We start from the raw sequence: 22,066 nt of genomic DNA on the forward strand, positions 1-22,066 counted from the left end.
CGCGGTGTCCACCGCAGTTCAGAGCCTGACCACCGCCGCCCGCAACGCCTGGGCGATCTCCCCCCTCGGCCCCGGCATCGAGCAGTACGACGGCCTGCCGGCCACCGTCCTCAGCGACGCCCCGCACCGTCGGCTCACCCGCTACGACCGCAGCACCCCGGCCACCGCGCCGCGTCCGGTGCTCCTCGTCCCGCCGCTGGCCGTCGCCGCGCGCTGCTTCGACCTGCGCCCCGGCCAGAGCCTGGCCGCACACCTGCTCGCGAGCGGGCGGGCGACGTACCTGGTGGACTACGGCGCGATCACCTTCGCCGACCGGGCGATGGGCTTCGAGACGTGGATCGACGACATCCTGCCGACCGCCATCCACGCGGTGCTGACCGACCACGCCGAAGCCGGTGAGCCCGCCGACGGCGTGGACCTCGTCGGGTGGTCGCTCGGCGGCACGATGAGCCTGCTCACCGCCGCCGCACACCCGGACCTGCCGATCGCCTCGCTGACGGCCTTCGGCACCCCGATCGACTACACCAAGATCCCCGCGGTCCAGCCGCTCATCGCCGCGGACCGGCTGCTCGGCTCGCGTGCGATGACGGTGCCGACCGCCGCACTCGGCGGCGTGCCGCGGCACCTGGTGCGGGCCAGCCTACCGCGCGATGGCGCCCAAGCGCGAGACTCACCAAGGCCGTCCACCTAGCGAAGAACATCCTCGACGCCGAGACGCTCGCCCGCACGTCCGCCATCGACGGGTTCATCGCCGAGATGCCCGGCTACCCGGGCCGCGCCTACCACCAGATCCACACCCGGCTGATGGCCCGCAACGAGTCGGCCTCCGGCACGGTCCGGCTCGGCCGGGGCCGCGAGGTGCACCTCGCCGACGTACGGACCCGGGTGCTCTTCGTCGGCAGCCGGACCGACAACATCGCCGACGGGCCCGCCGTGGCCGCGGGAGCCGACGTCGTCCCTGGTGCCCGGTACGCCGCCGCGGACGGCCTGAGCCACCTCGGCCTGGTCGCCGGCCCGCGCGCCGCCGAGTCTCAGCCTGGCCGGCGATGGACCGCTTCTTGACGTCCTCCGACGGTTCTTGACCGTTGCAACGGTCAAGAAGCGCAGGAATCCCCGGGTAACCGGGGATTCCTGCGCTTCCGCAGACCTCAGTGGTGGGCAGCCGGCGCGTCCGCCTTCGACGGCAGCAGGAGCGCCATCGCCACGACCACCAGGCCGATGACGGCGCCGGTCGCGAAGGCCCACTGCTGGCCGGCGATGGACCGCTTCTTGACGTCCTCCGACGGTTCTTGACCGTTGCAACGGTCAAGAAGCGCAGGAATCCCCGGGTAACCGGGGATTCCTGCGCTTCCGCAGACCTCAGTGGTGGGCAGCCGGCGCGTCCGCCTTCGACGGCAGCAGGAGCGCCATCGCCACGACCACCAGGCCGATGACGGCGCCGGTCGCGAAGGCCCACTGCAGGCCGCCGACGAAGGCATCGCCCTGGCTCGCGCCACCCTCGGCGAGGTGCTTGCCGCGGTTGGTCATGATCACGATGAGCAGGGCGGTGCCGATGGCACCGGAGACCTGCTGCAGCGTGCCCAGCAGCGAGTCTGCCGTGCGAGTACAGCTTGCGGCGACAGGTCCCCCAGGCCGATGGTGAACACCGGCGTGAAGATGGTCGCCAGGCTGATCATCAGGGCGATGTGCAGGGCCAGGATGATCACGTACGGCGTCTCGGCACCGATCCGGCTCATCCCGAAGAGCAGCGCCACCATCGCGATCGAGCCCGGGATCACGATCGGACGGGCGCCGATCCGGTCGTAGAGCCTTGCCGACCTGCGGGCCGAGCAGACCCATCGCCAGACCACCGGGCATGACGAGCAGACCGGTCTGCAGGCTCGGAGAGCCCGCGGAGGTCCTGCAGGTAGAGCGGCAGCAGGATCATCGAGCCGAGGAAGGCCATGAAGCCGGCCGACATGAGCACCAGCGAGACCGTGAAGTTACGGTGCTTGAGGGTGCGCAGGTCCATCAGCGGACGCTCCGAGCGCTGCAGGTGGACCTGGTAGAGCGCGAAGGCGGCGATCAGCACCACACCGGCGCCGATGAGCGCGGTCGGCTCCGGCCACGCGGCGTTGCCGACCTTGCTCAGGCCGTAGACGAAGGTCGCGAAGCCACCGGCCGCCAGCACCACGCTCAGCCAGGCTCACCGGGCTCGCGGTCGTCTCACCGACGTTCTCCAGCGCGCGGTGACCGAAGAAGCCCACCAGCACCGCGATCGGGAGCACGGCGACGAAGATCAGCCGCCACGAGCCCATGTGCAGCAGGACGCCGGACACGGCCGGGCCGAGCGCCGGGGCGCAGGACATCGCCAGGGTCACCTGGCCCATCACCCGGCCGCGGTCCTCGGCGGCCACCACGGTCATCAGGGTGGTCATCAGCAGCGGCATCATCACCGCGGTGCCGCCGGCCTGGACGACCCGGCCGACCAGCAGCACGCCGAAGGTCGGCGCCAGCGCGGCGACCAGCGTGCCGGTGCTGAACGTGATCATCGCCGTCGCGTACGCCGTCCGGGTGGTCACCCGCTGGAGGAACCAGCCGGTCACCGGGATCACGGCCGCCATGGTGAGCATGAACACCGTCAGCGCCCACTGGGCGGTGGTGGAGGTGATCTCGAAGTCGGTCATCAGCCGCGGCACGGCGTTGACCATGATCGTCTCGTTGAGGATCACGACGAAGGTCGCCGCGACGAGGAGCCTTGATGACGAGCGGGGTCCGGCCCGTGGCGACGGAGCCACGGGTGAAGTCCTGCTCGAACTCGGCGATGTCGCCGGTCTCGAGGGGCGCGGTCATGACGGGGTCCTAACGGTAGGGAGGCAGGGTCCAGCGGTGGCCGACCAGGTGCTGCCGGACGAGTCGGGCGGCTCTCGCTTCACCTGTTCCACGAACGAGCCGACACCTTTTCGACAGCGCCCGGGCAGAAAATTCATCGCTGTTCGCCCGACGTGCTGTCAGGAGTCAATCGTGGCGCACCGACATCGATTCCCGCCAACCGATTTTCCTTGCCCCGGAGGGCCGCTCAGCGGGTGAAGACGATCTTCCCGAACACCTCGCCCTGGGCCATCGCCGCGAACCCCTCGCGCGCCTCGGTCATCGGCAGCACCCGGTCGATCACCGGCCGCAGGCCGGTCGCGTCGAGCAGGGTGACCAGCGAGGCCAGGCTCGTCGCGGGTGCCCATCGTGGATCCGATCACCGAGAGCCTGCAGGAAGAAGATCCGGGTGAGCTCGGCGTCGTCGAGCTTTCGGGCCGGAGGTGGTGCCGGAGATGACGATCTTGCCGCCCGGGCGCAGCGAGCGGACCGAGTGCGACCAGGTCGCGCGACCGACGGTCTCCATCACGGCGTCGACCTTCACCGGCAGCCGAGCGCCGGACTCGAAGACCTCGTGCGCGCCGAGCTCGAGCGCCTTGGCGCGCTTGGCCTCCTCGCGGGAGGTGGCGAGCACGCGCAGGCCGCCGGCGCGGGCCAGGGCGATCAGGGCCGTGGCGACGCCGCCGCCGGCGCCCTGGACCAGGACCGTGTCGCCGGCCTTGAGCCCGCCCTGGGTGAACAGCATCCGGTACGCCGTCAGCCACGCCGTCGGCAGGCAGGCCGCCTCCTCGAAGGACATCGAGGCGGGCTTCGGCACCACGTTGCGGCGCGGCACGGCCACCTTGTCGGCCAGCGTGCCCTGGTAGCGCTCGGAGAGCAGCGACCGGCGCGGGTCGAGGGTCTCGTCACCGGCCCACGCGGGGTCGGAGATGACGGCGTGGACCACGACCTCGTTGCCCTCCTCGTCGTAGCCCGCAGCGTCACAGCCCAGGATCATCGGCAGCGCCTCGGCCTTGAGGCCGACCCCGCGCAGGGACCACAGGTCGTGGTGGTTGAGGGAGGCGGCCTTGACGGTGACCGTCGTCCAGCCGTCCGGTACGACGGGGTCGGGCCGCTCGCCCAGCACGAGGCCGGTCAGCGGGTCGTCGGCGGAGCCTGGCGAAGGAGTCTGCGTAGACGGCGAACACGAGACCCGAGACTAGCGGTCCGGGGCGGGGCTCAGGCCCGCGCGACGCCGTCGCGGCGTGCGGCCTCGGCCACAGCGGCGGCCACGGCCGGCCCGACCCGGGGGTCGAAGGGCGAGGGGATCACGAAGTCCTCGGACAGGTCCTCGCCGACGAGGGCGGCGAGCGCGTCGGCGGCGGCGACCTTCATGTTCTCCGTGATCGCGCTCGCGTGGACGTCGAAGGCGCCGCGGAAGATGCCCGGGAAGGCCAGCACGTTGTTGATCTGGTTCGGGAAGTCCGAGCGGCCGGTGGCGACCACCCGGGCGTGGCGGTGGGCCACGTCGGGGTGCACCTCGGGGTTCGGGTTGGCCATCGCGAAGATGATCGCGTCCTCGGCCATGGTCGCCACGATCTCCTCGGGCACGGTGCCGCCGGAGACGCCGACGTAGACGTCGGCGCCGTCGAAGGCATCGGCGAGGGTGCCGCTGCGCCCGCACTGGTCGGCGGTCAGGCTCGGCGAGCGCCTTCTTCGAGGGGGTGAGGTCGTGGCGCTCGGAGCCTGACCACGCCCTTGCGGTCGGTGACCGCGATGTCCTTGATGCCGGCGGCGAGCAGGATCTTCGCGATCGCCACGCCGGCCGCGCCCGCACCGGAGATGACCACCCGGGTCGACTCGGGGTTGCGGCCGGTGAGCCTTGAGCGCGTTGACCAGGGCCGCGAGGGTGACCACCGCGGTGCCGTGCTGGTCGTCGTGGAAGACCGGGATGTCGAGGGCCTCCTTGAGGCGGTCCTCGATCTCGAAGCAGCGCGGCGCGGAGATGTCCTCCAGGTTGATGCCGCCGAGAGCTCGGCGCCAGCCGGACGACGGTCTCGATGATCTCCTCGACGTCGGTGGTCGCCAGGCAGATCGGGACGCCGTCGACGCCGCCGAACTGCTTGAAGAGCACCGCCTTGCCCTCCATCACCGGCATCGCCGCGGCCGGGCCGATGTCACCCAGGCCGAGGACGGCGGTGCCGTCGGTGACGATCGCGACGGTGTTGGGCACCCACGTGTAGTGCCGGGTCAGGTCGGGATCGGCCGCGATGGCCTCGCAGACCTCGGCGACACCGGGGGTGTAGGCCAGCGAGAGCCTGGTCCTTCGTGCTGACGTCGGCCGTAGGTACGGTCGCCATCTTCCCGCCCAGGTGCAGGTCGAACACCGGCTCACCCGCGCGCGGGTGGGGGGAAGGAAGGTCAGCAGCCACGAAGAAAGATCCTCCCACACACGCCTCCCCGGCCCGCCGGGAGTCCGGATGAGACAGGTCACAGGCTCGGGAGTCACACCATCCGGGTCACAGCAGCCGGGGTCGCGGCCACAGCCGCAGCCGGGCCACGCCCCACAGGTCCGCGTCCGGGATCGGTCCCCGGTGCCGGGAGTCGACGCCCGCGTCCGGGTTGTCGCCCAGGAGCCACCAGCCGCTCCCCCGGCGCTCGGCCACGCGCTTGACCACCACCGTGCCGTCCGGGAAGCGCGCGACGACCACCCGGCCGGGCTGCACGCGCGCGCCGTAGGCCACCACCAGCCGGTCCCCGGGAGCCAGCGTCGGCCGCATCGAGTCGCCCCGTACGACGGCCAGGCCGACCCGGCGTCGTACCGCGGGACCTCCCGTTGCCTCCGGTGCCATGCCGAGTAGTGTCGCAGTCAGCAGACTCGACCCACGTGACAACCGTCGATACAGAGGAGAGGACCCACATGTTCTCGCGTCTCACCCGCAAAGCTCGTCGCCCCGTCGATCGAGGTCTCCGCGCACTGCGACCTGCCCTGCGGCGTCTACGACCCGGCCCAGGCCCGCATCGAGGCCGAGTCGATCAAGGCCGTCATCGCCAAGGTCGCCGACAGCGACGACCCGGACTTCCGCACCCGCGCGGTCCTCATCAAGGAGCAGCGCTCCGAGTCTCGTCAAGCACCACCTGTGGGTGCTGTGGACCGACTACTTCAAGCCCCCGCACTTCGAGAAGTACCCCCAGCTTGCACACGCTGGTCAACGAGGCCACCAAAGGCTCGCCGGCGCCACCGGCACCAAGGGCAGCCTCGACGCCGACGTGGCCGACCAGCCTGCTCGCCAAGATCGACGAGATCGCGGAGATCTTCTGGGAGACCAAGAAGGCCTGAGCCCGGCCTGACACCGGGACGAACGTCCTGATTCGGGAGCCGCGCACCCCCCGGGGTGCGCGGTTTCCCGCATTTCGGGCCGGTTCCGCCGATGCTGCCACCATGCTCCGGGCGTCCCCGCCCGGACCAATGGGAGGGAGACACCCCGCGATGCATCGCGCTCTGTTCAAGCTCGTCCTCGCCCCGGCCGTCGGCCTGGGCCTCACCTTCACCTCGGTCGGCGTGCCCGCCACCGCGGCACCCGTCCAGAAGGCACCCGCCGCCGCGGCAGCACCCGCCGCCGCCTCGCCGGACTGCACCAGCCAGAAGAACGCCTCCAACCGCGCGCACGCGACGTACGGCCGGAGCGTGGCCGCGCTCAAGCGTGCCAACGCCACCGCGGCGAAGGCGCTCAAGACCCTGAAGAAGGCGCAGGCCAAGAAGGCGCACGGCAAGAAGGCGAAGAAGGCCAAGAAGAAGACGGTCGCCAAGGCGAAGCGGCACTACGCCGTCGCCCGCAACGCACAGGCCAAGTCCAAGGCGAACTACAACTCGGCCAAGAAGGCCGACGCCACCGCCCGCAGCCGCTACCAGGAGTGCACCGCGGTGCCGTCCGGCCCGGCCGCCAGCCCGGTCCAGAGCCTCTGCGACGCCGGCATCCCGCAGCCCATCTGCGACACCCTCGCCAAGCCTGATCCCCAACGGCAGCGTCGCCAGCCCTCTGGCGCTGCTGTGCAGCCTACGCCCCGCAGGCCGCTCCGCTGTGCGACCTGCTCACCACCGGCACGGCGCCGGACCCGGCGACGCTGCTCGCGGTCGTCAACCAGGTGCTCGCGGCCCTCGGCCTCGACGACCTCCTGGGCAGCCTGCTCGGCGGCCTGGGCCTGGAGACGGTGCTCGACCCGACCGGCCTCGGCACCCTGCTGGACCTGCTCGGCCTGGGTGGCCTGCTGCCGCTGCCCTGATCGACGCACCACCCGTACGACGGCCGCGCCCTGCTCCCGGGGCGCGGCCGTTGCGCGTGCGCGTGCCGTAGGCTCGCCTCGTCCCGAGTTCCCACATCTCTCGACAGGAGCGGCATGTCCGAGACGAGCAGCCCGGTGGCCGGCGCGGCGGCCACGACCGGCGAGCCCGCGGAGGTCGAGCCTGCGGCTGCCCGCGGACGGCGCCTACGCCTCCGTCCTGCGCACCCTGACCGCCGGTCTCGCCGCCCGCCTGGACTTCACCCTCGACGACATCGAGGACCTGCGGATCGCGGTGTCCGAGGCCGCCGCGATGGTGCTCGACGAGGCGGACGAGGGCACGGTGCTGGACTGCCGGTTCCGGCTGCTGCCCGGTGAGTCTCGCCGTCACCATCGCCGGGACGGCACAGACGCCGAGCGCCCCCGACTACGAGAGCCTTCGGCTGGCAGGTGCTCGCCACCCTCGCCGCCGAGGCCGCCATCGACAGCACCCCCGGCGGCTACGCCGTGCGGCTGACGGTGCGGTCCTCGCTCGAGTCATGACCGCCGACACCTCTCGGGAAGACCGGCGCGCCTCGTCGGTCGAGGAGACCCGACGACGCAGCGCCGCGCTCTTCGTGGTGCTGCGCGACGAGGACGTCTCCAGCGCCGAGCGGGACACCGCCCGGGACGCGCTGGTCCACCTCCACCTGCCGCTGGTGGAGCACTGCGCGCGCCGCTTCCGCAACCGCGGGGAGCCCTACGAGGACCTCGTCCAGGTCGGCACGATCGGGCTGATCAAGTCCGTCGACCGCTTCGACACCGAGCGCGGGGTCGAGTTCTCGACGTACGCGACGCCGACGATCATCGGCGAGATCAAGCGGTACTTCCGCGACAAGGGCTGGGCGATCCGGGTCCCGCGGCGGCTGCAGGAGCCTGCGCATGCAGATCAGCGCCTCCACCGCCGAGTCTCACCCAGAGCCTGGGCCGCTCCCCCACCGCGCGCGAGACTCGCCGAGGCGATCGGCTGCTCGGTCGAGGAGATCGTCGAGGGCCCGGAGTCGAGCAATGCCTACTCCACGCTGTCCCTCGACGCGACCGACGACGACTCCGACGGCGGCGCCGGGCAGAGCATGCTCGACGCGATGGGCGTCGACGACGAGGCCCTGGAGCACGTCGAGATCCGGGAGTCGGTGAAGCCGCTGCTGGAGAACCTCCCGCCCCGGGAGAAGAAGATCCTGCTGCTGCGCTTCTTCAAGAACATGACCCAGTCGCAGATCGCCGAGGAGATCGGCGTGTCCCAGATGCACGTGTCACGGCTGCTCAGCCGCACCCTCGAGCAGGCTCCGTCAGTCGCTGGAGTCCGAGGGCTGATCTCCCTCGTCGCGCACGGTCGGGTCCCGGTCGAGCGCCTCGAGGGTGTCGGGGTGCAGCATCCCCGCGAGCACGATCAACGCGCAGACCAGCAGCGCGATCGCGATCACGACGTGCTCGCGCATGTTCCAGGCCAGCCCCAGCATGATCAGCCTGGGTGATCAGCACCGGGCCCCGCGACCAGGTCGCACGACGGTGCAGGCCCCACGCGGCGGCGAGCAGCACCACGCCGTACGCCGCGAAGAAGACGGTGGTCGACAGGCCCAGCGAGCGACGCTCGTCGTTCAGGTTCGCCGTCTCCAGCACCGCGAGGATCAGGAGCACGACCGCCTGCACCGCCACCAGGGAGGCGGCCGCGGTGAGCGGCGGCGGGTTGACAGGCCCGGGGCCTGTGGAACGCTGGGTCACGGTCGTCCAGCCTAGATCAGGACCGATTCGGGTCGTTTCCTGCGGTTTGTGACCCAACAGACGACTGAATCGCTTGATTCGAGAACGAATCCTTGGAACGCTGGCGGAAGCGATCGTGAAGCCGTTCACTTTTGCGGTTTCACGCGTGCCCTGCATCAGGGCCCACGCACGTATTGGAAAGAGGGCATTCCCACCCATGGATTGGCGACACCGTTCCGCATGCCTCGACGAGGATCCGGAGTTCGTTCTTCCCGATCGGCAACACCGGCCCGGCCATCCTCCAGATCGAGGAGGCCAAGGCGGTCTGCCGACGCTGCGACGTGCGCGAGCAGTGTCTCGCGTGGGCGTTGGAGGCGGGACAGGACCATGGTGTCTGGGGCGGCCTCAGCGAGGACGAGCGTCGTGCGCTGAAGCGCCGCAACGCCCGCGCCCGCGTTCGCCAGCCGGTCTGATCCCTCGACGCGAGCGCGTCCTCGCTCCTGCGGCGGCAGCCTAGCCGCTGAGCGATGCGGTCTCGGCGCGCTCCCGGCCTACTCGACAGGCAGGCTGATCGCCGCCCGGGTCCCGCCGTCGGGTGCGTGCCCGAGCGTCAGGTGTCCGCCGGTCTCGGACTCCACGAGCGTGCGAACGATCGAGAGCCCCAGGCTGGTCGCGCCGTCGAGGTCGAAGTCCTCGGGCAGGCCGCGGCCGTCGTCCTCGACCGCCACGTCGAGGACCGCGCCGTGCCGCTCGGCGCGAAGCACGATCTCCCCCCGGGCACCGGCCTCGTAGCCGTGCTCGGCGGCGTTCTGCATCAGGCTCCATGACGACCATGGCCAGCGGCGTGGCGATCTCGGAGGACAGCACGCCGAAGGAGCCCTCGCGTCGGACGCCGACGTGGGCGGTCGTGGACCCCACGTCGGTCACCAGCCGGGCGAGCCGGTCGGCGATGTCGTCGAAGGCGACGGTCTCCTCGACGGCCTGGCTGAGGATCTCGTGGACGATCGCGATCGAGCCGACGCGTCGTACCGCCTCCTCCAGGGCCGAGACGGCCTCCTCCGAGCCGATGCGACGGGCCTGGAGGCGCAGCAGCGCGGCGACCGTCTGCAGGTTGTTCTTCACCCGGTGGTGGATCTCGCGGATGGTGGCGTCCTTGGTGATCGACTCGCGGTCGCGCCGGCGCAGGTCCGTGACGTCGCGCAGGAGGATCATCGCGCCGATGTGCTCGCCCTGGGGCCGCAGCGGGATCGAGCGGACGATGAGCGAGACGCCGTCGCCGGGGCCGCCGGAGGAGCCGAGCTCGGTGTCGCGGTGGGCGCGGCCGCCGAGGACGGCGCTGAGGGTCTCCTCGTCGGGGCGCCGCTTGGGCGGCACCAGGTCGCGGGTGAGGTCGGCGAGGCGGTGCCCGGTGAGGTCGCCGGTGAGCCCGAGCCTTGCGGTAGACCGAGAGCCCGTTCGGGCTGGCGTAGACCACCCGGCCGTCGGCGTCGACCCGCACGAACCCGTCCCCCACCCGGGGCGAGTCGGCGTGGTCGCTGCGCTGCCCGGCGTTCGGGAAGCGGCCCGCGGCGATCATGTGGGCCAGGTCGGAGGCCGCCCGGAGGTAGTTGATCTCCAGCAGGCTGGGCGTGCGGACGCCGAGCAGGTTGGTGTTGCGGCTGATCACCGCGACCACCTTGCCCTCGTGGCGCACCGGGATCGCCTCGATCCGCACCGGTACGTCGTCGCGCCACTCCGGGTCGCCCTCCCGCGCGATCCGGCCGAGTCTCCCAGGCCGTGTCGACGAGGCTGCGGCAGCCGATCGGCAAGAAGGTGCCGACGATGTCGTCGACGTACGCCGTGGGGCCGGTCGTGGGGCGCATCTGGTCCCCGGCCCAGAAGCCGGTCCCCTCGCGGTCGGGCAGCCAGAGCACCAGGTCGGCGAAGGACAGGTCGGCGATGACCTGCCAGTCGGCCTGGAGCAAGCTGCAGCCAGGCGATGTCAGGGGCCGAGAGGTCCGTGTGGCGCCGCGCGATGGCGGACAACGAGGGCACGACCGCAAACGTAACGGACCGGACGCCGGGGCGCTTCACCCCCTTTGGCACAATGCCTTCTGGAGCGTGCGCAGCGATCCGTGGGGGGATCTGGTTCCGGCTTGGTGGGTGAGGGGTTTTCAGTGATGGCGTCGGTGGACTGGACACGCCTCCAGCAAGGCCTCCGCAACGGCGAGCGCACGCCACCCGCAGAGCACCGGCTCTCCGACCTGACCGCGGACCTGACCCGGATGCTCGGTGACCCCGACCCCTACGTCCGCGACGGCATCGCCTACCCCTTCCTGGCGACCTGGACCGAGCACGGCGTCTACGACGACCTGCTCGCCGGGCTCGGCGACGGCATGTGCGCCGGCCTCGACGTCGGCATCGGCGAGCAGGGCACCGACACGGTCTTCCGGCGCAGGCTTTCTCCGCGCTGGTGCTCGCCGAGTGCATCGACCGCGACACGCGGGTCCGCCGGCAGCCGCAGACCAGGATCATGCAGTGGGGCGACCGGCTGGCCGCCTGGTACGTCCGCGAGCGCGACCTGCGCGGCTTCGTGCCGGGCAAGGGCTGGGCGCACGCGGCGGCCAACGGCGCCGACGCCCTGGGGGCGCTGGCCCGCTCGCCGTACTTCGGCGCGACCGAGACTCACCGTGCTGCTCGACGTGGTCGCCGACCGGGTCCTGCACGAGGAGACGCCCGCGCTGCAGCACGGTGAGCCGGACCGGATCGCCCACGCCGTGATGGAGATCCTGCGCCGCGACCGGGTGCCGCTGTCGGTGGTCGAGCCGTGGATCCGCCGCCTGGAGAGCGGCGCGCGGGCGCGCACCACCGCCGGCGCCGATCCCTACGCCACGACGGGCAACGCCCAGGCGGTGCTGCGGGCGCTCTACCTCCAGGCTCACGATCTCGCCGCGGCACCCCGCCATCCGCTCGGACCTGCTGTTGAGCCTGGTCGCCTCCCTGCGCCGGGTGCACCCGGCTTTCCTCGCCTGAAGCCCTCCCGCTCCGTCGGACGGGGTGGGTACGGTGCGCAGGTGACCACCACCACTCCCCCGGACGGCACCCTCAGCGGGCATGCCGGCGAGTCTCGCCGTCGCCGTCGCGCAGGCCCACGGCGTCGAGACGATGTTCACCCTGTCCGGCGCCCACGTCTTCCCGATGTACGACGGCGCCGTGAGGTCCCAGGCCGAGGGTGCCGGACCACCGGTGCGCCTGCTCGACGTGCGCCACGAGCAGACGGCGGCCTTCGCGGCCGAGGCGACCGGCAAGGCTCACCCGGGTGCCCGGGCTCGCCGTGCTCACCGCGGGGCCAGGGGTGACCAACGGGGTCAGCGCGCTCGCCCAGGCCCGCTTCGCCGGCTCCCCGATGGTCGTGGTCGGCGGGCGGGCGCCCAACAACCGCTGGGGCACGGGTGCCCTGCAGGAGATCGACCACCTGCCGATCGTGGCGCCCGTGACGAAGCACGCGGCGACGCTGATGACGGCCGACGACGTGGCGGCGGGCTTCGACAACGCGTTCACCCTGGCCCGCTCCTCGCACCGGGGGCCGGTCTACGTCGACGTCCCGATGGATGAGTTCTTCAACGTCGGCACCGGCACCCGGCCCGCGGTCGGCGCGTTGCGCGGGGCGAGCCCCGACACCGACGCCGTCGCGCGGATCGCCGGGCTGGTGGCGAAGGCCGAGCGACCGGTCCTCGTTCTCGGCACCGACGTGTGGGCCGACCACGCCGAGGCCGCCGCGCTGCGCCTGGTGGAGGAGATGCGGCTGCCGGCGATCACCAACGGCATGGGCCGCGGGGTGGTCCCCGGCGGGCACCCGCTGCTGGTCACCAAGGCGCGCGGGGCCGCGCTCGGCGGCGCGGACCTGGTGGTCGTGGTGGGCACCCCGCTGGACTTCCGGCTGGGCTACGGCGTCTTCGGCGGCAAGGACGGCGCCACCCCGGCCGCCGTCGTCCACGTCGCCGACTCCGCCGAGCAGGCTCTCCGGGCACGCCGCGCTGGCCGACTCCGTCTCCGGCGACCTCACCGCCGTCCTCGACGGCCTGCTGGAGGCCCTGGCCGGCCTCCCGCAGCCGCAGCGCAGCGACTGGATCACCTCCCTGCAGGACACCGTCGCCGCGGCCGCCGCGCGCGACGCGGAGCCTGCTCGGTGCAGAGGCGGACCCGATCCACCCGGCGCGGATCTACGGCGAGCTGGTGCCCCGGCTCGCCGACGACGCCGTCGTGATCGGCGACGGCGGGGACTTCGTGTCCTTCGCCGGGAAGTTCGTCGAGCCCCAGCGCCCCGGCTGCTGGCTCGACCCCGGTCCCTACGGCTGCCTCGGCGCGGGGCTCGGTGCGGCGATCGCGGCCCGGATCGCCCGCCCGTCGGCGCAGGTCGTCCTGCTGCTCGGTGACGGCGCCGCAGGGTTCTCGCTGATGGACGTCGACACGTTGGTGCGCCACCAGCTGCCGGTGGTGATGGTGATGGGCAACAACTCGGCGTGGGGCCTGGAGAAGGGCCCGATGCAGATGCTCTACGGCTACGACGTGGCGGCGGACCTGGCGCCGCGCACGTCGTACGACCAGGTGGTGACGGCGCTCGGCGGAGCCGGTGAGACGGTGAGCGACCCCCGGCAGATCGGTGCGGCGCTGGACCGGGCGTTCTCGGCGAACGTGCCGTACCTGGTCAACGTGATCACCGACGTCGACGCGCCCTACCCGCGCAGCACCTTCGGGATCTGAGGGGGCTGCGGTGGGCGAGGCATCCCTGACCTTCACCGTGACCGAGGCCGACACCGCGCTCGCGGTCGGCTCCGGGAGCCTGCCGGTGCTCGGCACCCCGCGACTGCTCGCGTGGTGCGAGGCGGCGACCTGCGCCGCGGTCGAGCCCGACCTGGGCGCCGGCGAGACCAGCGTCGGCACCCGGGTCGACCTGGAGCACCTGGCCGCGACCGCGGTCGGCGGGACGCTGGTGGTCACCGCCCGGCAGGTGTACGCCGACGGCCGGCTGCGCCGGTTCGCGGTCTCCGCGCGCGAGGCCGGTCCCGGCGGAGCGCCGGGCAGGCTGGCGGCCTCCGGCGAGGTCACCCGGGTGGTCGTGGACGCGGAGCGCTTCCTGGCCCGGCTGGGTTGAGGGCGCGGACCGCCCCTCGGGCCGATTTCCGCGGCACCGCCCGACCTGAGACACTGGACCGATCGACTCGAGGAGGAACCATGGGCAAGACCGGCCGCAAGCGCCGCGCGCGCCGCAAGAAGGGCGCGAACCACGGCAAGCGCCCGAACAGGCTGAGCCCGTTCCACGGCACAGCGTTCGCTCGAACCCCCGACCGCGAGGTCCGGGGGTTCGTCGCTTTCGGGCTCAGCGCGGACGCGGGAACTGCGCCCGCATCGCCAGGTCCCAGCCGCGGTCGCCGAGCACCTTGCGGGCGGCCATCGCGGCGGGCGCGGAGACCGTGACGGTGTAGCGCGCCTTCGGCCGGGCCTTGGTGAGCGCCTTCTCGATCACTGCGGCCACCGCCTCGGGCGGACCGCCGAACCGGGCCATCGGGCCGTCGTACGCCGCGGCGGTGGCGGACTGCACCCGGGCGTTGAAGTCGGCGTAGGGGCCGTCGCCGGTCGGCATCCCAGCCGCGACGGCGGCCTCGAAGTTCGTCGTGATCAGGCCGGGCTCGATCAGCACCACCCGGATGCCGAAGCCGGCGACCTCGTAGCGCAGCGCGTCGGAGAGGGCTTCGACGGCGTACTTGCTGGCGTGGTAGGCGCCGCCGCCGGGAAAGGTGAGCTTTGCCGCCCATGGAGCCGATGTTGACGATCCGCCCGGAGCGTTGTTCGCGCATCGCGGGCAGCACGAGCCTGGGTGAGCCGGAGGAGGCCGAAGACGTTGGTCTCGAACTGGCGGCGGACGTCGGCGACGTCGAGGGACTCCAGGGCGCCGGACTGAGAGTAGCCCGCGTTGTTGACGAGGGCGTCGATGCGGCCGGACGCGTCCCGCACGGTCGCGACGGCGGAGGTCATCGACGGCTCGTCGGTGACGTCGAGGGCGAGGGTGCGGCAGCCCGCGTCGGCGAGCCCGGCCAGGGTCTCGGGACGGCGGGCGGTGGCCCAGACGTCCCAGCCGGCGGCGACCAGCCGCGCGGCGGCCGCGGCGCCGATGCCGGAGGAGCAGCCGGTGATCAGGACGGTGCGCTGGGTCATGCGGGGATCATCCCGCACCCGCGCCGTCGGGAGAAGGTCAGCGCAGACTGACCTGGATCTCCTGGATCTGCACCCGGACCCGGGCGCGCAGGCTCGGCCGGTGCGGTCTCGCCGCAAGAGCGCGCGACCACGGCCTTCACGGTGCGCTGGAGGTCGTAGCGCTCCAGGCACGGGCTGCAGGAGTCGATGTGGGCACGGACGACCGCGCAGTCACCGGACTCCAGGCTCGTTGTCGATGAGCCGGACGATGCGCTCGAGGAAGTCGGCACACTCCGCGTTGCTCGGGTCGCCGTCGTGCAGGTGCTCGTGGCTGGTGTCGGATGCGGACATCACTGGCCTCCCAGCGGCGCGTCGCCGCCCGAGCGGACGTAGTCGGAGAGCATGTCGCGCAGCTGGCGGCGACCGCGGTGCAGGCGGGACATGACGGTCCCGATCGGCGTTTCCATGATCTCGGCGATCTCCTTGTAGGCGAATCCCTCGACGTCGGCGAGGTAGACCGCGAGCCGGAACTCCTCCGGGAGCCGCTGCAGGGCATCCTTGACCTGGCTGTCGGGGAGGTGCTCCAGCGCCTCCATCTCCGCCGACTTGAGCCCGCTGGAGGTGTGCGCCTCCGCCCGGGCGAGTCTGCCAGTCCTCGACGTCACCGGTGTCGCCGGCCAGCGACTGCTGGGGCTGGCGCTGCTTCTTCCGGTAGTTGTTGATGAAGGTGTTGGTCAGGATCCGGTACAGCCAGGCCTTGAGGTTCGTGCCGGGCTTGAACTGGTGGAAGGCGGAGAACGCCTTGGCGAAGGTCTCCTGGACGAGGTCCTCGGCGTCCGCCGGGTTGCGGGTCATCCGCATGGCCGCGCCGTAGAGCCTGGTCGAGGAACGGCAGCGCGTCGCGCTCGAAGCGCGCGGCCCGGTCCTCCGGGGTCTCCGTCTCGACGTCGATCTCCTCGGGGTCGCCGAGGGTCGCGTCGAGCGAGGTGAGGTCAGATGTCTCGGTCATCGTGTCCCAGGGTACGTCGCCAGCCGCCCGGGGCCTGTCCAGCGTCGTGATCATGGAACTGAGAACACCCCTGGTCGCCCCCGCATTCCCGCTCAGCCCGCGCCGAGGATCTCCCGCACGATCCACTCCAGGGTGGACTCCACGACGATCGCCATCGCCTCGTCCTCGCTCACCGGCCCGCGCTTGGGCACGGCGAGCCCGTGGTCCGCCCCCGGTACGACGGCCAGGTCGGTGCGCCCCGGCAGCGGGTCCGGGAACTCCTCGGGCCGTCCGAACGGGTCCCGCTCCCCCTGCACCACCAGCGTCGGCACGTCCGCCCCGGCCAGGCTCGTCGAGACGGGACCGCTCCGGCTTCCCCGGCGGGTGCAGCGGGAAGGACAGCGCCAGGCAGCCGCGGGCGTCGAGCCCGGCGGCGGTGCGGCAGGCCGACCGGGCACCCGCGGACCGGCCGCCGACCACGAGCGGGACCCGGGCGCGCAACGCGCCCGCGGCTGCACGCAGGCCGACGTCGAGGGTCGGTGGCGCGGAGGCGACCTTCTTGCCCGCCCGACGCCAGGGCTGCTCGAAGAGCGCGACGTGGACCCCCTGCCCGGGCAGGGCGGCGGCGAGCGCGGCCAGGTCCCGGGCCTCGATCCCGCCGCCGGCGCCGTGGCTGAGCAGCAGGGTGGCCACCGGCTTGCGGGCGCGGTGCAGGACGAGCCGGCCCTCGCCGTGCTCGGTCGGGACGAGGCGCTCGGTGCTCACAGCAGCGTCCCCTGGGCGTCGTCGTCGCCGGGACCGCCGTCGAGCGGGAGCGGCTCGACCAAGCTCGGGGCCGTTGTTGGCGACGTTGCCGACGGCCGGGGAGACCGGGTAGGCGGTCAGCCCGCTCTGCTGGGCGGGCGTGAGGAGCGTGGACAGGTCGGTCACGGTGTGGCGCGGGTCCAGCCAGGCCGCCCGGCTGTCGTGGTCGACGAGCAGCGGCATCCGGTCGTGGATCCGGCCGAGTCTGGTCGGTGGCCTCGGTGGTGATGACGGTGCAGGTCCAGCGGAAGGCGCCCTCGGCGTCCTCGGGCACGGAGCGGTCGCGCCAGATCTCGTAGAGGCCGGCCATCGCGAGGATCGAGCCGTCCTCGGGCGTGATGAAGAAGGGCTGCTTGACCAGGCTTCCCCTTCGCCCCCTTGCGATCGGTCTCGTACCACTCGAAGTAGCCGTCGGCCGGCACGATGCAGCGCCGCGACGCGAACGCCCTGCGAAAGGCCGGCTTCTCCGTGACCGTCTCCAGCCGGGCGTTGATCATCCGGCTGCCGATCTTCTCGTCCTTGGCCCAGGACGGGACCAGTCCCCACCGCAGCGCACGCAGCTGGCGCTCGGGGTCGCCCTCGCGCTCCCCCGCCTCGTTGCGCGGCTGGCGCTCCATGACGGCGTAGACCTCGTCGGTGGGCGCGACGTTCCACGACGGCGGGATCGCCCGCTCCAAGCGGGGATCGAGCACCTCGAACTCCTCGACGATGTCCTCCGGACTCCGGCTCGAGGCGTAACGACCGCACATGCGCGTCAACCTACCGGTCTGGACCGACGCTGCCCGGGTACCGATCGGTCATGGCCCTGAGCAGACTTCTCGCCCGGCCCCTGCTGGCGTCGTACTTCCTCGCCAACGGGGTGCAGGACCTCAAGGACGCCCCCGAACGCGCCAAGGAGGCCGCGCCCGTCACGGACGTGCTGGCGCCCGCGGTCGCCAACGCGACCCCGCCGTCGGTGAAGGTCCCGCAGGACCCGACCACCTGGGTGCGGATCAGCGGTGCCCTCCAGGCTCGCCGCCGGCGCGGCCCTCGCGACCGGGAAGGCGCCCCGGCTCTCCGCCGCCGTGCTCGGCGCGACGCTGCTGCCCTCGACTGCGGCCCACCACCGGTTCTGGGAGGCGAGCGACCCGGACGAGCGCAAGGCGCAGGCTGGTGCACTTCGCCAAGAACCTCTCGCTGGCCGGCGGCCTGCTCATCGCCTCCCTCGACACGGCCGGCAAGCCGGGTGTCGCGTGGCGGGCCAAGCACGCCGCGCACGACGCCAAGCGGGAGGCGGCGCTGCTCGGCACCAGGGCCAAGGCGCGCATCTCCTAGACTCACGCGGGAGATGAGCACTCCCGATCCCTGGCCCGCACCCACCGTCACCGGTCCCGTCGACGCGACGGTGAGCCTGCCCGGCAGCAAGTCGCTGACCAACCGGGCACTGGTCCTGGCCGCGATCGCCGACGGCCCGTGCGTCGTACGACGCGCGCTGCGCTCGCGCGACACCCTGCTCATGGCCCAGGCGCTCACCGCGCTCGGCGCCTCGGTGGACACGAGCGGCGACGACTGGGCGGTGAGGCCGCTCGACGGCTCGGTGCCGGCGGGGCGGACCGCGGTGGACTGCGGGCTGGCCGGCACGGTGATGCGCTTCGTGCCGCCGGTGGCGGGCCTGGTCGCGGGCGAGGTGCGCTTCGACGGTGACCCGCACATGCGCAAGCGCCCGGTCGGCGAGATCCTCTCCGCATTGCGCGGCCTGGGCGTGGCGATCGACGAGGCCGACGCGCTGCCGTTCACGGTGCGCGGCACCGGTGTCGTCTCCGGCGGCACGGTCGTCATCGACGCCTCGGCGTCCTCGCAGTTCGTCTCCGCGCTGCTCCTGGCCGGGGCGCGCTTCGAGACCGGCGTCGACGTGCGCCACGACGGGAAGCCGATCCCCTCGCTGCCCCACATCGAGATGACGATCGCCATGCTGCGCGACCGCGGCGTCTCCGTGGACGACTCCGACGCGAACCGGTGGGCGGTCGCCCCCGGCCCCGTCGCGGCGTACGACGAGGCGATCGAGCCGGACCTCTCCAACGCCGCGCCCTTCCTGGCGCTCGCCGCGGTGTCCGGCGGCACCGTCACCGTGCGCGACTGGCCGCAGCGCACCACCCAGGCCGGCGACGCGCTGCGTGAGCCTGCTCGCCCGGATGGGCTGCACGGTCGAGCGCACCCCCGACGGGCTCCGGGTCACCGGCCCCACCGACGGGTTGCGCGGCCTGGAGGCCGACCTGCACGACGTCGGCGAGCCTGGCCCCCGCGATCGCCGCCCTCTGCGCGCTCGCGACGACCCCCTCGCACCTCACCGGCATCGCGCACATCCGCGGCCACGAGACCGACCGGCTCGCCGCGCTGGCGAAGGAGCCTCGGCGGGCTGGGCGCCGACGTCGACGAGCACCCCGACGGACTCAGCATCCGCCCCGCCGCGCTGACCGGCGGCGTCTTCCACACCTACGCCGACCACCGGATGGCGCACGCCGGCGTGATCGTCGGTGCCGCGGTCCCCGGCGTGCTGGTGGAGGACGTCGCCACCACGAGCAAGACCTTCCCCGACTTCGCCGGCTTCTGGTCCGGGCTCTTCTGAGGCCCGCGATGGCACGGTACGACGAGCACGACGTCGAGCACTACGAGCGGCCGCGCCGTCGTACCCGCCCCCGCACCAAGGACCGCCCCGCCCACGAGGACGCCGTCGAGGGTCTCGTCGTGACCGTCGACCGCGGCCGGTTCACCCTGCTCGTCGAGGGCCGCACCGTGCTGGCGATGAAGGCCCGGCCCCTGGGCCGCAAGGGCGTCGTCGTGGGCGACCGGGTGCGCGTGGTGGGCGACGTGTCGGGCGCCGACGGATCACTGGCCCGGATCGTCGAGGTGCAGGAGCGCACCAGCGTCCTTCGCCGCACCGCCGACGACGACGACCCCGTGGAGCGGGTGATCGTCGCGAACGCGACCCAAGCTCGTCGTCGTCACCGCGCTCGCCGACCCCGAACCGCGGACCCGCTGGATCGACCGCGCCCTCGTGGCGGCGTACGACGGCGGGATGGCTCCGCTGCTCTGCCTCACCAAGGCCGACCTGGCCGACCCGGAGACCCTGCTGGCGACGTACCGATCGCTGGGGGTGCCGTGGGAGGTCTCCTCGCGGGCGCCGAACCGCACCATCGTCGGGCTCGGCGCGCTGCGGGACCGCCTGCGCGGGGAGGTCAGCGTGCTGATCGGCAACAGCGGCGTCGGCAAGTCCACGCTCGTCAACGCGCTGATCCCCGACGCCGGCCGCGAGACGGGTCACGTCAACGCGGTCACCGGCCAAGGCCGGCACACCTCGACGTCGGCGCTGATGCTGCCGCTGGCGGGCGACGAGGGCTGGATCATCGACACCCCGGGCATCCGCTCCTTCGGGCTCGCGCACGTGCAGCCCGAGCACCTCATCGAGGCGTTCCCGGACCTCGACGAGATGACCGAGGACTGCCCCCGAGGCTGCACCCACGGGGAGGACGAGCCCGAGTGCGGGCTCGACGAGGCGATCGCCGCCGGGGCGGCCGACCCGGTGCGGGTGACCTCCTTCCGCCGGCTCCTGGCCGCGCGGTCGGTCACCGACTACTGAGGAGTCGACGCGCGCTGGGGCCGGGCGTGCGACGCAACTACCGAATCTGCTGTCCGGAGGGACGATTCACAGCGAATTCGGTAGTTGCGTGGAGAACCGAGAGTCACCCGATCATTGCGCCCAGGTCGCCCGGGCGCCGGCGTCGCCGGTCTTGTAGACGAGCACGAGCGTCGCCAGCGCGCCCAGCACGGTCAGTGCCGTGAGCGCGATGCGGACGGCGCCGGTGCGGGTGTGGAGCCAGGCGCTGACGAAGGCGAGCACCGCGAAGACGGTGACCCCGATGCGCAGGCTTCTCCGCCCACTCCTCGTGGTCCTCGATCCGCTCGGCCAGGGTGCCGGTGACGCTCCCGAAGCGGTCGGTGCGCAGGTCCTCCCCGGAGAGGTAGGCGACCCAGATGCTCACCAGCGAGATGGCGGCGAGGACGACGAGCGGCCAGCGCACCCGGTCGCGCCAGGAGGGCACGGCGTAGGCGAGGGCCGCGAGGGCCGCGAGCGGGGTGAACACCACCGCGGCGTGGACGACGAGGGGGTGGAGCGGGACGCCGTTGATCTCCATTGTTGAATCGTGCACTACCCGGGCAAGCCACCGCCACCCTCGACGCCGCTAGGGTGCCCCTGTGGCCGCACCCGACTTCACCGACGACCTGCGTCTGGCGCACCTGCTCGCCGACGACGCGGACTCGCTGACCCAGGCCCGGTTCCGTGCGCTCGACCTGCACGTGATGAGCAAGCCCGACCTGACGCCGGTCACCGACGCCGACCAGGCGGTGGAGGAGTCGATCCGTCGCACGCTCTCCAAGGCGCGCAGCCGGGACGCCGTCACCGGCGAGGAGCAGGGCACCTCCGGGCACTCCCAGCGACGCTGGATCATCGACCCGATCGACGGCACGAAGAACTTCGTGCGCGGGGTGCCCGTGTGGGCCACCCTCATCTCGCTGGTCGTCGACGACGAGGTCGTGCTCGGCGTGGTCTCCGCGCCCGCGCTGCAGCGACGGTGGTGGGCCTCGACCGGCCAGGGCGCCTGGACCGGCCGGTCGCTGATGAAGGCGACGCAGTGCCACGTCTCCGACGTACGACGCCTGGAGGACGCCTCCTTCTCCTACGCCTCGATCCGGGGCTGGGAGGACCGCGGCATCGGCGAGGACCTGCTCGCGCTGATGCGCCGGGTCTGGCGCACCCGGGCCTACGGCGACTTCTGGTCCTACGTGCTGCTCGCCGAGGGCGCCGTCGACCTGGCCGCCGAGCCGGAGCTCGAGGTCTACGACATGGCCGCGCTCGACGTGATCGTCCGCGAGGCCGGCGGCCGGTTCACCTCCCTCGACGGCCGCGACGGTCCCTGGGGCGGCAACGCGCTCGCCAGCAACGGCCACCTGCACGAGGCCGCGCTGTCCTTCCTCGGCAGCATGGGGGGCGGGGACGACGACCCGGACTGGCCGCGCACCGGCCCCGGCACGGTCTCCGACCTGCGCTCGCGGCGGCACCGGCCCGTCGTAGACGGTGACGAAGGGCCCACCGCCGAGTAACCTGCGTCACATGCGCATCGCTGACGTGCTCCACTCGAAGTCCCTCAAGGACGTGGTGACCATCCGTCCCGACGCCGGCGTGCGCGAGTCTGCTCGCGACGCTCGCCGAGC

Annotated in this window: 22 protein-coding genes and 16 pseudogenes; 18 read left to right on the top strand and 20 right to left on the bottom strand. The window is 72.6% G+C overall.

Translation table 11 applies throughout. The features are described 5' to 3' along the window. The first annotated feature begins 4 nt into the window (after window positions 1–4). Together G5V59_RS10115 and G5V59_RS10120 are read left to right on the top strand one after the other, a co-directional pair. Window positions 5–691 carry a hypothetical protein gene (locus G5V59_RS10115; protein ID WP_278256354.1) on the top strand — a complete coding sequence of 229 codons (687 nt, stop codon included), beginning with the start codon at window positions 5–7 and terminating at the stop codon, window positions 689–691. A gap of 65 nt (window positions 692–756) precedes the next feature. Beyond that, the gene (locus G5V59_RS10120; RefSeq protein ID WP_278256355.1) at window positions 757–1,062 is read left to right on the top strand and encodes a hypothetical protein; all 306 of its coding nucleotides are present in this window, start codon (window positions 757–759) and stop codon (window positions 1,060–1,062) included. Window positions 1,063–1,359: 297 nt separating this feature from the next. Here G5V59_RS10120 and G5V59_RS10125 read toward each other — a convergent pair whose 3' ends face one another. The 7 genes and pseudogenes from G5V59_RS10125 to sodX form a co-directional block, all read right to left on the bottom strand. Continuing rightward, a complete protein-coding gene (locus G5V59_RS10125; protein WP_278256356.1) occupies window positions 1,360–1,839 on the bottom strand; it encodes a hypothetical protein in 480 nt (159 codons plus the stop codon). Next, a complete protein-coding gene (locus G5V59_RS10130; protein WP_278256357.1) occupies window positions 1,775–2,011 on the bottom strand; it encodes a hypothetical protein in 237 nt (78 codons plus the stop codon). Before G5V59_RS10130 ends, G5V59_RS10125 begins: the two co-directional genes overlap by 65 nt. Then, the gene (locus G5V59_RS10135) at window positions 1,983–2,777 is read right to left on the bottom strand and encodes an MFS transporter (protein WP_278256358.1); all 795 of its coding nucleotides are present in this window, start codon (window positions 2,775–2,777) and stop codon (window positions 1,983–1,985) included. Before G5V59_RS10135 ends, G5V59_RS10130 begins: the two co-directional genes overlap by 29 nt. Before the next feature lie 281 nt (window positions 2,778–3,058). Continuing rightward, a pseudogene (locus G5V59_RS10140) lies at window positions 3,059–4,037 on the bottom strand (zinc-binding dehydrogenase). Window positions 4,038–4,068: 31 nt separating this feature from the next. Next, entirely contained in the window at window positions 4,069–4,416 is a 348-nt protein-coding gene (locus G5V59_RS10145; RefSeq protein ID WP_278259756.1) for a malic enzyme-like NAD(P)-binding protein, read from the bottom strand. A gap of 526 nt (window positions 4,417–4,942) precedes the next feature. After that, window positions 4,943–5,338 (bottom strand): annotated as a pseudogene (locus tag G5V59_RS10150) (hypothetical protein); the annotation flags it as partial. 10 nt (window positions 5,339–5,348) lie between these two features. Further along, window positions 5,349–5,681 carry a nickel-type superoxide dismutase maturation protease gene (gene sodX / locus G5V59_RS10155; protein ID WP_278256359.1) on the bottom strand — a complete coding sequence of 111 codons (333 nt, stop codon included), beginning with the start codon at window positions 5,679–5,681 and terminating at the stop codon, window positions 5,349–5,351. 292 nt (window positions 5,682–5,973) lie between these two features. Here sodX and G5V59_RS10160 point away from each other — a divergent pair, with 292 nt between their 5' ends. The 4 genes and pseudogenes from G5V59_RS10160 to G5V59_RS10175 all read left to right on the top strand — a co-directional run bounded on the left by G5V59_RS10160 (window position 5,974) and on the right by G5V59_RS10175 (window position 9,323). Next, window positions 5,974–6,180: a superoxide dismutase [Ni] gene (locus G5V59_RS10160; RefSeq protein WP_278256360.1), complete on the top strand. Its 207-nt coding sequence runs from the start codon at window positions 5,974–5,976 to the stop codon at window positions 6,178–6,180. Window positions 6,181–7,294: 1,114 nt separating this feature from the next. Next, window positions 7,295–7,480 (top strand): annotated as a pseudogene (locus tag G5V59_RS36330) (hypothetical protein); the annotation flags it as partial. A 169-nt stretch (window positions 7,481–7,649) separates the two neighbouring features. Continuing rightward, complete coding sequence (locus tag G5V59_RS10170; RefSeq protein ID WP_278256362.1) at window positions 7,650–8,624, top strand: SigB/SigF/SigG family RNA polymerase sigma factor; 975 nt, start codon at window positions 7,650–7,652, stop codon at window positions 8,622–8,624. Window positions 8,625–9,067: 443 nt separating this feature from the next. After that, window positions 9,068–9,323: pseudogene (locus tag G5V59_RS10175) on the top strand (WhiB family transcriptional regulator). A gap of 78 nt (window positions 9,324–9,401) precedes the next feature. Here the strand turns inward: G5V59_RS10175 and G5V59_RS36335 are convergent. The 4 genes and pseudogenes from G5V59_RS36335 to G5V59_RS36350 all read right to left on the bottom strand — a co-directional run. Beyond that, a complete protein-coding gene (locus tag G5V59_RS36335) occupies window positions 9,402–9,665 on the bottom strand; it encodes an ATP-binding protein (protein ID WP_341350905.1) in 264 nt (87 codons plus the stop codon). A gap of 169 nt (window positions 9,666–9,834) precedes the next feature. Next, window positions 9,835–10,224, bottom strand: a pseudogene (locus G5V59_RS36340) (histidine kinase dimerization/phosphoacceptor domain -containing protein); the annotation flags it as partial. Between the two features lie 277 nt (window positions 10,225–10,501). Then, window positions 10,502–10,564 (bottom strand): annotated as a pseudogene (locus tag G5V59_RS36345) (hypothetical protein); the annotation flags it as partial. Between the two features lie 97 nt (window positions 10,565–10,661). Further along, window positions 10,662–10,763, bottom strand: a pseudogene (locus G5V59_RS36350) (histidine kinase N-terminal domain-containing protein); the annotation flags it as partial. 539 nt (window positions 10,764–11,302) lie between these two features. On the opposite strand from G5V59_RS36350, the gene G5V59_RS10185 reads away from it, so the two are divergent. From G5V59_RS10185 to G5V59_RS10210, 6 genes and pseudogenes are all read left to right on the top strand, one after another. Beyond that, window positions 11,303–11,584, top strand: a complete 282-nt coding sequence (locus G5V59_RS10185; RefSeq protein ID WP_278259757.1) for a DUF2785 domain-containing protein — start codon at window positions 11,303–11,305, stop codon at window positions 11,582–11,584. Beyond that, a pseudogene (locus G5V59_RS10190) lies at window positions 11,532–11,702 on the top strand (DUF2785 domain-containing protein); the annotation flags it as partial. The gene G5V59_RS10185 and the pseudogene G5V59_RS10190, both read left to right, overlap by 53 nt. Window positions 11,703–11,994: 292 nt before the next feature. Then, window positions 11,995–12,072, top strand: a pseudogene (locus G5V59_RS36355) (hypothetical protein); the annotation flags it as partial. Between the two features lie 76 nt (window positions 12,073–12,148). Then, window positions 12,149–13,096, top strand: coding sequence for a thiamine pyrophosphate-binding protein (locus G5V59_RS10200; protein ID WP_341350906.1), 948 nt, complete (start codon window positions 12,149–12,151; stop codon window positions 13,094–13,096). Further along, window positions 13,066–13,593 carry a thiamine pyrophosphate-dependent enzyme gene (locus tag G5V59_RS10205; RefSeq protein WP_278256363.1) on the top strand — a complete coding sequence of 176 codons (528 nt, stop codon included), beginning with the start codon at window positions 13,066–13,068 and terminating at the stop codon, window positions 13,591–13,593. Before G5V59_RS10200 ends, G5V59_RS10205 begins: the two co-directional genes overlap by 31 nt. A 10-nt stretch (window positions 13,594–13,603) precedes the next feature. Further along, the gene (locus G5V59_RS10210; protein ID WP_278256364.1) at window positions 13,604–13,984 is read left to right on the top strand and encodes a thioesterase; all 381 of its coding nucleotides are present in this window, start codon (window positions 13,604–13,606) and stop codon (window positions 13,982–13,984) included. 225 nt (window positions 13,985–14,209) lie between these two features. On the opposite strand, the gene G5V59_RS10215 is transcribed toward G5V59_RS10210, so the two are convergent. The 8 genes and pseudogenes from G5V59_RS10215 to G5V59_RS10245 all read right to left on the bottom strand — a co-directional run. Continuing rightward, window positions 14,210–14,530 (bottom strand): hypothetical protein, encoded by a 321-nt coding sequence (locus G5V59_RS10215; RefSeq protein WP_278256365.1) that lies wholly within the window; start codon window positions 14,528–14,530, stop codon window positions 14,210–14,212. After that, window positions 14,524–15,045 (bottom strand): SDR family NAD(P)-dependent oxidoreductase, encoded by a 522-nt coding sequence (locus G5V59_RS10220; protein WP_278256366.1) that lies wholly within the window; start codon window positions 15,043–15,045, stop codon window positions 14,524–14,526. Before G5V59_RS10220 ends, G5V59_RS10215 begins: the two co-directional genes overlap by 7 nt. Continuing rightward, complete coding sequence (locus tag G5V59_RS10225) at window positions 15,042–15,185, bottom strand: hypothetical protein (RefSeq protein WP_278256367.1); 144 nt, start codon at window positions 15,183–15,185, stop codon at window positions 15,042–15,044. The genes G5V59_RS10220 and G5V59_RS10225 overlap by 4 nt, the downstream gene beginning before the upstream one ends. 189 nt (window positions 15,186–15,374) lie before the next feature. Next, window positions 15,375–16,087 (bottom strand): annotated as a pseudogene (locus G5V59_RS10230) (sigma-70 family RNA polymerase sigma factor). Window positions 16,088–16,125: 38 nt separating this feature from the next. Beyond that, on the bottom strand, window positions 16,126–16,530 hold the full coding sequence (locus G5V59_RS36360) for an alpha/beta hydrolase (RefSeq protein WP_341351177.1): 405 nt from the start codon (window positions 16,528–16,530) through the stop codon (window positions 16,126–16,128). Further along, window positions 16,424–16,999 (bottom strand): annotated as a pseudogene (locus G5V59_RS36365) (alpha/beta family hydrolase); the annotation flags it as partial. The pseudogene G5V59_RS36365 and the gene G5V59_RS36360, both read right to left, overlap by 107 nt. 79 nt (window positions 17,000–17,078) lie before the next feature. Then, a pseudogene (locus G5V59_RS10240) lies at window positions 17,079–17,126 on the bottom strand (hypothetical protein); the annotation flags it as partial. Between the two features lie 97 nt (window positions 17,127–17,223). Next, window positions 17,224–17,565, bottom strand: a pseudogene (locus G5V59_RS10245) (SOS response-associated peptidase); the annotation flags it as partial. Here G5V59_RS10245 and G5V59_RS10250 point away from each other — a divergent pair. The 5 genes and pseudogenes from G5V59_RS10250 (at window position 17,564) to rsgA (ending at window position 20,432) form a co-directional block, all read left to right on the top strand. Beyond that, entirely contained in the window at window positions 17,564–18,130 is a 567-nt protein-coding gene (locus tag G5V59_RS10250; RefSeq protein ID WP_278256368.1) for a hypothetical protein, read from the top strand. The pseudogene G5V59_RS10245 and the gene G5V59_RS10250 sit on opposite strands and share 2 nt — an antisense overlap. A 13-nt stretch (window positions 18,131–18,143) precedes the next feature. Then, window positions 18,144–18,953, top strand: a pseudogene (locus G5V59_RS36370) (3-phosphoshikimate 1-carboxyvinyltransferase); the annotation flags it as partial. Window positions 18,954–19,099: 146 nt separating this feature from the next. Further along, window positions 19,100–19,146 (top strand): annotated as a pseudogene (locus G5V59_RS36375) (hypothetical protein); the annotation flags it as partial. 65 nt (window positions 19,147–19,211) lie between these two features. Further along, on the top strand, window positions 19,212–19,421 hold the full coding sequence (locus G5V59_RS36380; protein WP_341351178.1) for a hypothetical protein: 210 nt from the start codon (window positions 19,212–19,214) through the stop codon (window positions 19,419–19,421). A gap of 8 nt (window positions 19,422–19,429) precedes the next feature. Beyond that, a pseudogene (rsgA, locus tag G5V59_RS10260) lies at window positions 19,430–20,432 on the top strand (ribosome small subunit-dependent GTPase A). A gap of 103 nt (window positions 20,433–20,535) precedes the next feature. On the opposite strand, the gene G5V59_RS10265 reads toward rsgA, so the two are convergent. Then, a complete protein-coding gene (locus tag G5V59_RS10265; RefSeq protein ID WP_278256369.1) occupies window positions 20,536–20,988 on the bottom strand; it encodes a DUF2231 domain-containing protein in 453 nt (150 codons plus the stop codon). 61 nt (window positions 20,989–21,049) lie between these two features. Between G5V59_RS10265 and G5V59_RS10270 the strand changes: the two genes are divergently transcribed. Beyond that, complete coding sequence (locus G5V59_RS10270) at window positions 21,050–21,955, top strand: inositol monophosphatase family protein (RefSeq protein WP_278256370.1); 906 nt, start codon at window positions 21,050–21,052, stop codon at window positions 21,953–21,955. Window positions 21,956–22,066 lie beyond the last annotated feature (111 nt).

This window comes from Nocardioides convexus, assembly GCF_011090295.1.